This window comes from uncultured Azohydromonas sp., from assembly GCF_937926365.1.
Taxonomy (GTDB): Bacteria; Pseudomonadota; Gammaproteobacteria; order Burkholderiales; family Burkholderiaceae_C; genus Azohydromonas.
On sequence record NZ_CALAOH010000027.1, the window covers coordinates 1 to 8,412 of the forward strand.

Sequence of the window (8,412 nt, forward strand, 5' to 3'; positions counted from 1 at the left end):
ACTTCAGTGCGGTCAACCCTCATGCCCGGCAACCCACTTGAAATTCATCAGAGGCGATCTTGTAAAGGGCCCCGATCTGGCGCAGTGCCTCGGCGGCTACCTGTGGTTCGGCTGCCTGAGCTTCGAAGTAGTTGCGTCTACAGTGAACCCAGCATTGAGCGTGAGTGACGCCGGTCTTCTTCGCGTATGCGCTATACGCCTCATACCCGTCGGACAAGCAGCACCGCGCCAGGCACGTTGCACAGCCCCAAGGCCTCTTGCACGTGTTCGTGGCGCCGCGACTCGAAGTACGGGAAGCAGACCTCGTCGAGCTCGCCGTACACCGGCCAGAAGTAGCCCGCGCGCATCTTGCCCACGCCGGCGCGTCCGGCCTTGATGGGCGTCTCGTCCATGGCCTTGACCCGGGACAGGCGGATGGAGTCGAACTGTGTCTCGTAGATCGGCTGCAGCAGCTGCGCCGCCTGCTGCACCAGTTGCGTCAACCACCCGCGGCTGAGCTTGAAGCCCGCGTCGAGCAGGCGCTGGTGCTGCCGGTACAGAGGAATATGCCAAGCGAACTTGTCCAACACCAAGCCCGCCAGGAAGCTCACGTCGGCGCGGCTGCCGTCGATGACGCCCTCCGGGGCGCTGGGGCAATGCAGCGTCAGGGTGTCGAGCCGCTTGATGACCGGGCGCACGTACTTGAGCACCACATACGCCCCCGGGCGCTGTGCCAGCCGGTAGCTGACCTTCTCGCCGATGACCTCGTACTGCCCGGGCGCGAGCGCCTGGGCCTCGGGGTTGGCCACCTCGATGGTGTGCACCGGCACCTTGGTCTCGTCGAAGAACGACGCGGGAGCGCTGTCATCGGCGAAGTCGCCGCGCGGCTTGCGCCGCTTGTGCGGGCCGACTTCGCTGGTGGACTCGTCTGCCGCGGGTGTGGCAGGAAGCTCTCCCAGCAGCTGTCCCAGGTGCAGTTGCTGGGGGTCTGGCGGCGGCACGAAGCGCTCGCTCTTGCGCCCGAACAGCTGGCGCTTGAACCAGTCGATCTGGCGCTGCTGTGCCTCGATGAGATCGGCCTGGCGCTGCACCAGCGCTGTGAGCTGCTGCACGTCCAGCACGGCCGAATCGGCAGCAGGATCTCGTGGAGGCAGCGTGGTCGACATCACGCCGATGTTACCGGGGTCGTCAGCGGCATTGAAGTGCCAGCCGGCGCTGCGCTGCCATGCGCATAGCGCTTGGCCCGGCGGCGCGGCTCGATGCCTTCGAGCATGAGCTTCAACGCCGTCCAGTCCATCTCGCGGTGCGACACCTGCGCCCAATCGCTGATGAAACACCCCGCCTCGAGGCGCTTGGCCCAAATGCACCAGCCGCTGCGGTCGAAATACAAAATTCTTGCCTGCGTGCCACGGCGGTTGACGAACACGAAGAGGTGTCCACTCAACGGGTCCTGCTGCAGACCGTGGCGCGCCAGGGCATAAAGCCCCGTGAAGGAATTGCGCATGTCCACAGGCTTGCCGTAGAGGAACACGCGGATGCGGCCTTCGGGAAAGAACATCAGCGCCGCACCAGGTGCAGCACCACGCCGCCGCCGAGCTCGATACGCAAGTCCAGCGCGGGCAGCGGCGCAGCGCCGGCACCACCGAGCAGCCCCAGGTCCACAAACGCCGCCGGCGCCTCCTGCTTGGACGCCTTCGCCACCACCGCCACAGCAGCCTCAGCCGGCGTGCGCAGCCGCCGGCGCCAGCGGGTGAAGCTGCTGCGGCACAGTCCCTCAGCGCGGCAGAAGTCCTCCACCGTCATCCTTGCCCCGTCGAAGCGCTGCAGCACCTCACGCCATGCCGACTCGTCCAGCCGCCTTCTCCTGACGACTTGCCTGCTTGCTTCCATCCTTGTCGCTCCTCATGCGTTACCGATGAGGGCATTGTTCGGATGGCAACGCCGCGGTGAAGAACGCCGCAGGGCGACCGCTTACGCGTATCTGAACAGTATTGGGGCTAGTGCTGAAGAATCGTTTCAGAGGCTTCCTCACTGCGTGTGCTGATGGAGCTCCACGCGGCCTGAGGATCTTCAGATTGCAAGGTACGCTCGATGGCTCCCTGAAGCTTTCGGGTATCGGCGCGCAGCACTCGCTGTTTGATACCGGCAATCTGCGCCGGGTGCATGGAAAAGCTGCGCAGCCCCATCCCGAGCAACAGCTCCGTGAAAGCGGGATCACCCGCCATCTCGCCGCAGACGCTGACACCCTTGCCATGGCGTTGCGCACAGGCAATGGTATCGGCAATCAGCGTCAGTACGGCTGGATGCCAGGGATCGTAGAGATGCGCCACCTGCTCATCGGCACGGTCAATGGCCAGCGTGTACTGGATCAGATCGTTAGTGCCAATCGAGACGAAATCGAAGTGACGGAAGAAGGCCGGCAACATCATCACGGCCGCCGGCACTTCGATCATGGCGCCCACCTGTACCTCGCCGATCGGATGTCCGCTATCCAGCAACTGCTGACGCGCGCGCGTGATGAGCTCCATGGTTTGGCGGATCTCGCGCAGGTGCACCACCATCGGCAACAGCAGTTTGATCTTGCCGTAGGCACTGGCACGCAGGATGGCCCGGATTTGCTGCCGGAACATGGCCGGCTCGGCCAAGCTCCAGCGGATCGCCCGCAGTCCCAGCGCCGGATTCAACGAATGTTCATGGCGCAGTTCCTGCAGCGACATGCGCTCCAGCGGCTTGTCCGCGCCGATGTCCACGGTACGAATCGTCACCGGCAGACCCGCCATCGTCTGCACCACCGACCGGTATGCCTCGAACTGCTCTTCCTCACTGGGTAGCACGCCGCCCCGGTTCATGAACAGGAACTCGGTACGGAACAGCCCGACGCCCACGGCGCCAGCGTCCATCGCGGCCTGCGCGTCGCTGGGCAGTTCGATGTTGGCCAGCAACTCCACGTTCTCGCCGTCCAGGGTTAGCGCCGGCGTATGACGCAAACGATTCAATCGGGCACGCTCCAACTCGCTCTGGCGCTGACGGAACCGGTATTCCTCCAGTACGATCGGCGACGGATTGACAATAACCACTCCCGTATCGCCGTCGATCACCACCCAATCGTCCTGGCGGATGAGCCGGCTGGCCTCGCGCGCGCCCACCACCGCCGGGATGTCCATGCTGCGCGCCACGATAGCGGTATGCGAGGTCTTACCGCCGACGTCTGTGATGAATCCCGTGAAGACGCTGCGCTTGAACTGCAGCATGTCCGCCGGTGCAATGTCGTTGGCCACCAGCACCAGCGGGTCCTCCCCGGCGACATCCTGTGCCGGCGCCGCCACCATGGAAACCGAATCCGTGCCATCGCGCGCTAGGGCGCGCAGTAGCCGCTCCGTAACCTGCTCCATGTCGGCCTTGCGGCCTCGCAGGTACTCGTCTTCCATTTCGTCGAACTGGCGCGCCACCACTTCCAGCTGAGCCGACAGCGCCCATTCGGCGTTGTAGTGGCGCTCCAGGATCCAATGCATGATGGCTTCGGCCAGTGCCTCGTCATGCAACAGCATCAGGTGCACGTCGAGCAGAGCGGACAGTTCGCTCGGCGCCTCAGGCGGCAAGTCACGTTGCAGTGTGCTGAGCTCGGCCGCCACAGCATCCCGTGCCCGGCGCAGACGTTCGATCTCGCGGCGCGTCTGGGACGCCGGCACAAAGTAATGCGCCACATCCACGCGACTGGAAGCCACCAGCACTGCCCGACCGATGGCTACGCCCCGCGAAACGGGCAGCCCGAATACCTGAATGCTCATTCGGGGCACTTTAGCAGTGCAAATCCGGCTCAAGCCTTCGGATTGGCCCGAAGCGCAGCATTGCCCTGCCGTGCGTCAAGGCCGGATGTCGGGGGAACTACTGGCCCTCGCCAAACTTGTCGTCCACCAGCGCCTTCAGCGCCTCGGCGGCGGCCTGCTCGTCGAGGCCTTCAACTTCCAGTTGAATCTCCGCGCCCAGTCCCGCCGCCAGCATCATGACGCCCATGATGCTCTTGGCATTGACGCGGCGCCCGTTGCGACTGAGGAAAATCTCGGACTTGAAGCTAGCCGCCAACTTGGTGAGCTTGGCCGAAGCGCGGGCGTGCAGGCCCAACTTGTTGCTGATGGTCAGCGTGGTCTGAATCATGGAAAAGCGGCTCAGGAGACGGAGTTGTGCGGCATGGGCAGTTGCAGCACGCCCTGGGTGGCACCGGCCACGGCCCGCGCTGCCAGCGCTTCCAGCGGCTCGGCTGCATAGCACAGCGCACGCCACAGCATCGGCACGTTGACGCCGGCGATCACACGCACGCGCTGCGCATCGCCCAAGCGCTGCGCCACATTGCAAGGCGTGGCGCCGAAAACATCGGTGAGGACGAGCGCTTCCTCCACACCCAGGCGCTGCAACAGCGAACGGGCCTGCGCCTCGATGTCCTCGAAACTCGTGTCCGGCTCGACATCCAGCGCCTGCAAAGGCACGCCGCTGTCCGCGAAAGCATGCTGGGCGACCGCCTTCAGTGCGGAAGCCAGGGGCGCATGGGCGATAAGAAGCAATCCAGCCATGGCCGGCATTATGCGCAGCCCGTCCAGGGCTGCCGCGCCGTCATCCCGACACGCGCAGCGCATCCATGAAGGTGTGCACGGCCGGTGTGTCCGGTGCACCGTCCAGCACGGTGGCCTGCAGCACCTGCGTGCCACGGGCGAACAGCAACAGTTGCGCCTGAACAGCCGCGCCATCGGGACGGCGGCCGCTGAGCGCGTAACGGCGCGCCTGCGGATTGGGCGTCATGCCCGGCACCTGCACCGCATCGCCTGGCGGCAGCGTGGTTTGCAGGTTGCGCGCCTGCGCCGCAGCTAGGGCAGCCAGCGCCGCTTCCACGCGAGCCGGATCCTGCACATCGGCCTGCGCGACGGCAAAACGCAGCCCCGTGGCTTCGCAGGCATGCAGCGTCAGAGCCACCGGCTGCCCGACCAGCGTGAGGGTGCGGGTCTGGTGCTCGGGCTTGCAGGGAAACAGCGCCAGCGCACCACCGTCCAACCGCACTTCGCGCCAGTTCAATGCCGGCGTACAGGCCCCCGCGCACAGTGCCAGACCGGCCATCCAGCTTTTCACGCCGCTGCTCATCATGCCGGCCATTATCGGCAGCACCCCATGCCTGTCTTGCCTGCCTTCCCCTGCTGCACATCGCCCTGCGGACACACCGGAGCGGAAATGACCGATGTCAAGCCGCCTCCTGGGGGCCTGGCATAAACTGATTCGTTTTCTGCTTCCAGCGAGAGCTTTCCATGAATCTGCGTCGTCCTATCGTCGGTGTGGCGGCCGCCCTCGCACTGGCCGCGGGCGTGCTGGCCTGGCAAAGCATGGCGACCGCGGAGCCGGCACCGGAGGTGAGCTACACGCTGCTCGACGGCAGCTCCGGCAGCACCACGGCCCTCAAGGGCAAGGTGGTGCTGGTGAACTTCTGGGCCACCAGCTGCGTCACCTGTGTCAAGGAAATGCCGCAAATCGTCGCTACCTACAACAAGTTCAAGAGCCGAGGCTTCGAGACGATCGCGGTGGCCATGAGCTACGACCCGCCAGCCTATGTGTCGAAGTTCGCTCAGACGCGACAACTGCCCTTCGGCGTGGCCATCGACAACACGGGCCAGATCGCCCAGCGCTTCGGCGATGTCAAGCTCACGCCCACCACCTTCCTGATCGACCAGCAAGGCCGCATCGTCAAGCGCTACGTGGGCGAGCCGGACTTCGCCGCGTTGCACGCACTGGTGGAGGATCTGCTCAAGAAGGGGTGAGCCTGCACGGACAGCAAAAAGCCGGGTACGCGACCCGGCTTTTTCATGGGACTACGCCGACCTGCGGTGTGTCGCGCAGGTTCTTCGCTTCAGGCAGTCGGCGCCAGACCGGCCGCATGCGCCTGCTGATCGGCGTGGTAGCTGGAACGCACCATCGCGCCCACCGCGGCATGCGTGAAGCCCATCTTGTAGGCCTCGTCCTCGAACATCTTGAAGGTATCCGGGTGCACGTAGCGGCGCACCGGTAGGTGATGGCCGCTGGGCGCGAGGTACTGGCCGATGGTGAGCATGTCGATGCCGTGCGCGCGCATGTCGCGCATGACTTGCAGGATCTCCTCGTCCGTCTCGCCCAACCCCACCATGAGGCCGCTCTTGGTCGGCACGCCAGGCACGGTTTCCTTGAAGCGCTGCAGCAGCATGAGGCTGAACTGGTAATCCGCACCCGGGCGCGCCTCCTTGTACAGGCGCGGCACGGTTTCCAGGTTGTGGTTCATCACGTCAGGCGGTACGGCCTTGAGGATGTCCAGCGCCTTGTCCAGGCGTCCACGGAAGTCGGGCGTGAGGACCTCGATCTGCGTCCCCGGCGACAGCTCGCGCGTGCGACGGATGCACTCCACGAAATGCCCCGCGCCGCCATCGCGCAAGTCGTCGCGGTCCACGCTGGTGATCACCACGTACTTGAGCTTGAGCGCCGCGATGGTCTTGGCCAGGTTTTCCGGCTCGTTGACGTCCAGGGGGTCAGGTCGGCCGTGGCCCACGTCGCAGAAGGGACAGCGCCGCGTGCACTTGTCGCCCATGATCATGAACGTCGCCGTGCCCTTGCCGAAGCACTCACCGATATTCGGACAGGAGGCTTCCTCACACACGGTGTGCAGCTTGTGCTCGCGCAGCGTCTGCTTGATTTCGTAGAAGCGGGTCGTGGGCGAGCCCGCCTTGACGCGGATCCACTCCGGCTTCTTGAGCACCTCCGCCGGCACCACCTTGATCGGAATGCGCGCCGTCTTGGCCTGCGCCTTCTGCTTGGCGGTAGGGTCGTAGGGAGCGGGAGCAGCGCCCGAGGTAGCGGGCGTGGCGGGAGCGCTGGGGAGATCGGTGCTCATCGGCTCAGTTGCGACTGCAGGCGCTGCGCCAGTCGCGCGGCCGCGTCATCCCATGTGGTGAAAACACCGATTTTAGCGAGGTCGATGGTTTGCAACCCGGCATAGCCGCATGGGTTGATGCGGTGGAAGGGCTCCAGGTCCATCGCCACGTTGAAGGCCAAGCCGTGGTAACTGCAGTGGCGGCTGACCTTGATGCCCAGCGCCGCGATCTTGCCCAGGCCGCGGAACGGGTCCGCCGGATCGGCCGGCCCGGTCAGTGCTGCATGGCCGAAAGGGTCGTCCAGCTTCACGTAGATCCCTGGCGCGCCGCCGACGCGGTGCCCCGTGACCCCATAGTCCTGTAACACCCGCAGCACCGCCGCTTCCAGCCGGTACACGTACTCGCGTACGAAGATGCCCAGCCGCTGCAGGTCGATCAGCGGGTAGGCCACCACCTGCCCCGGCCCGTGGTAGGTCACCTGCCCGCCGCGGTTTGTTTGCACCACCGGAATGTCGCCCGCGGCCAGCACATGCTCGGCGCGTCCGGCCACGCCCTGCGTGAACACGCCCGGGTGCTCGCAGATCCAGATCTCGTCGGGCGTCTGGTCCGTGCGCGCCTCGGTGAAGGCGCGCATGGCGGCCTCGGTGTCGGCGTAGTCGGTGCGGCCCAGCCATCGCACCAGAGGAGCTTCGGAAGTCGTCACGGCAGCAGTCATGGGCGGATTGTCCTCCGTACCCATTCCGTCCATACGCCCCCCACCGCGTCCGCTTCGGCCCTGTCCGGGGCACGGGTGATCCGCCCGGATGGCGTGGCGGGCCGGCGCCGCCGTATCGTGGACGCATACCGCACCGCCGCCGAGCCGCCATGAAGCACCGCACCGCACCGTCCCTGCTGCGTCCGCTCACTGCCCTGCTGGCCGCGCTGGCGCTTTCCGGAGCAGCCGCCGCACCTTCGGCTCAGGACCAAGCCGCCCTGGAAGCGGCGGTGCGGGACTACGACGCCGGGCGCCTGGCGCAGGCACAGGCCGCCTTCGAACGGCTGTCACGCGCCGGCGTACCTGCGGCGGACCACAACCTCGCGGTGATGCACCTGCGCGGCGAGTTGCCACACGCCAGCACCCAGGAAGCGCTGCGGCTGATGACGCGCGCGGCGCAGCACGGCTTCGTTACGGCGATGTTCGATCTTGGCCGGCTGCACGACAGCGGGCATCTCGGCCGCATCGACCTGCCCGCGGCGCACCGCTGGTACGCGCAGGCAGCTGAAGCCGGCAGCACCGCAGGGCAGGTGGAAGCGGGCACGGCCTTCTATCTGGGACGCGGCACCGCGCGGGACGCAGCGCAGGCCGCGCACTGGTTCCGCGCAGCGGCCCTGGCCGGCGACAACGGCGCGCAGTACCTGCTGGCCTCAATGTATGAGAGCGGCGATGGGCTGCCGCAGGACTTGCGTCTGGCGCGCTACTGGTACGCCGCAGCAGCGGCTGGAGGCGATCCGGCCGCGGCACTTAACCCTACAGTTGCAGTTATGGTTATTGGTTTGGACGCATAGTTGGCGGTGA

The 8,412-nt window shown here is 66.0% G+C and carries 10 protein-coding genes and 1 pseudogene; 2 read left to right on the forward strand and 9 right to left on the reverse strand.

Annotation, left to right across the window (positions count from 1 at the left end; genetic code table 11):
• Positions 1 to 55: 55 nt before the first annotated feature.
• The 7 genes and pseudogenes from Q0741_RS02770 to Q0741_RS02800 all read right to left on the reverse strand — a co-directional run.
• A pseudogene (locus Q0741_RS02770) lies at positions 56 to 1,145 on the reverse strand (IS66 family transposase); the annotation flags it as partial.
• The gene (gene tnpB / locus Q0741_RS02775; protein WP_298231671.1) at positions 1,145 to 1,510 is read right to left on the reverse strand and encodes an IS66 family insertion sequence element accessory protein TnpB; all 366 of its coding nucleotides are present in this window, start codon (positions 1,508 to 1,510) and stop codon (positions 1,145 to 1,147) included. The pseudogene Q0741_RS02770 and the gene tnpB, both read right to left, overlap by 1 nt.
• 26 nt (positions 1,511 to 1,536) lie before the next feature.
• The gene (locus Q0741_RS02780; RefSeq protein WP_298231672.1) at positions 1,537 to 1,869 is read right to left on the reverse strand and encodes a hypothetical protein; all 333 of its coding nucleotides are present in this window, start codon (positions 1,867 to 1,869) and stop codon (positions 1,537 to 1,539) included.
• A 107-nt stretch (positions 1,870 to 1,976) separates the two neighbouring features.
• A complete protein-coding gene (ptsP, locus tag Q0741_RS02785; RefSeq protein ID WP_298231673.1) occupies positions 1,977 to 3,767 on the reverse strand; it encodes a phosphoenolpyruvate--protein phosphotransferase in 1,791 nt (596 codons plus the stop codon).
• A 97-nt stretch (positions 3,768 to 3,864) separates the two neighbouring features.
• Positions 3,865 to 4,134 (reverse strand): HPr family phosphocarrier protein, encoded by a 270-nt coding sequence (locus tag Q0741_RS02790; RefSeq protein WP_298231674.1) that lies wholly within the window; start codon positions 4,132 to 4,134, stop codon positions 3,865 to 3,867.
• 11 nt (positions 4,135 to 4,145) lie between these two features.
• The gene (locus Q0741_RS02795) at positions 4,146 to 4,556 is read right to left on the reverse strand and encodes a PTS sugar transporter subunit IIA (RefSeq protein WP_367184056.1); all 411 of its coding nucleotides are present in this window, start codon (positions 4,554 to 4,556) and stop codon (positions 4,146 to 4,148) included.
• A gap of 31 nt (positions 4,557 to 4,587) precedes the next feature.
• Positions 4,588 to 5,097 (reverse strand): hypothetical protein, encoded by a 510-nt coding sequence (locus tag Q0741_RS02800; RefSeq protein ID WP_298231676.1) that lies wholly within the window; start codon positions 5,095 to 5,097, stop codon positions 4,588 to 4,590.
• A gap of 179 nt (positions 5,098 to 5,276) precedes the next feature.
• On the opposite strand from Q0741_RS02800, the gene Q0741_RS02805 reads away from it, so the two are divergent.
• The gene (locus Q0741_RS02805) at positions 5,277 to 5,777 is read left to right on the forward strand and encodes a TlpA disulfide reductase family protein (RefSeq protein WP_298231680.1); all 501 of its coding nucleotides are present in this window, start codon (positions 5,277 to 5,279) and stop codon (positions 5,775 to 5,777) included.
• A gap of 89 nt (positions 5,778 to 5,866) precedes the next feature.
• Here the strand turns inward: Q0741_RS02805 and lipA are convergent, their stop codons facing one another.
• Both lipA and lipB read right to left on the reverse strand, forming a co-directional pair.
• Positions 5,867 to 6,877 carry a lipoyl synthase gene (lipA, locus tag Q0741_RS02810; protein ID WP_298231677.1) on the reverse strand — a complete coding sequence of 337 codons (1,011 nt, stop codon included), beginning with the start codon at positions 6,875 to 6,877 and terminating at the stop codon, positions 5,867 to 5,869.
• Positions 6,874 to 7,572 (reverse strand): lipoyl(octanoyl) transferase LipB, encoded by a 699-nt coding sequence (gene lipB, locus Q0741_RS02815; RefSeq protein WP_298231678.1) that lies wholly within the window; start codon positions 7,570 to 7,572, stop codon positions 6,874 to 6,876. The genes lipA and lipB overlap by 4 nt, the downstream gene beginning before the upstream one ends.
• Before the next feature lie 149 nt (positions 7,573 to 7,721).
• On the opposite strand from lipB, the gene Q0741_RS02820 reads away from it, so the two are divergent.
• Entirely contained in the window at positions 7,722 to 8,402 is a 681-nt protein-coding gene (locus tag Q0741_RS02820) for a tetratricopeptide repeat protein (protein ID WP_298231679.1), read from the forward strand.
• Positions 8,403 to 8,412 lie beyond the last annotated feature (10 nt).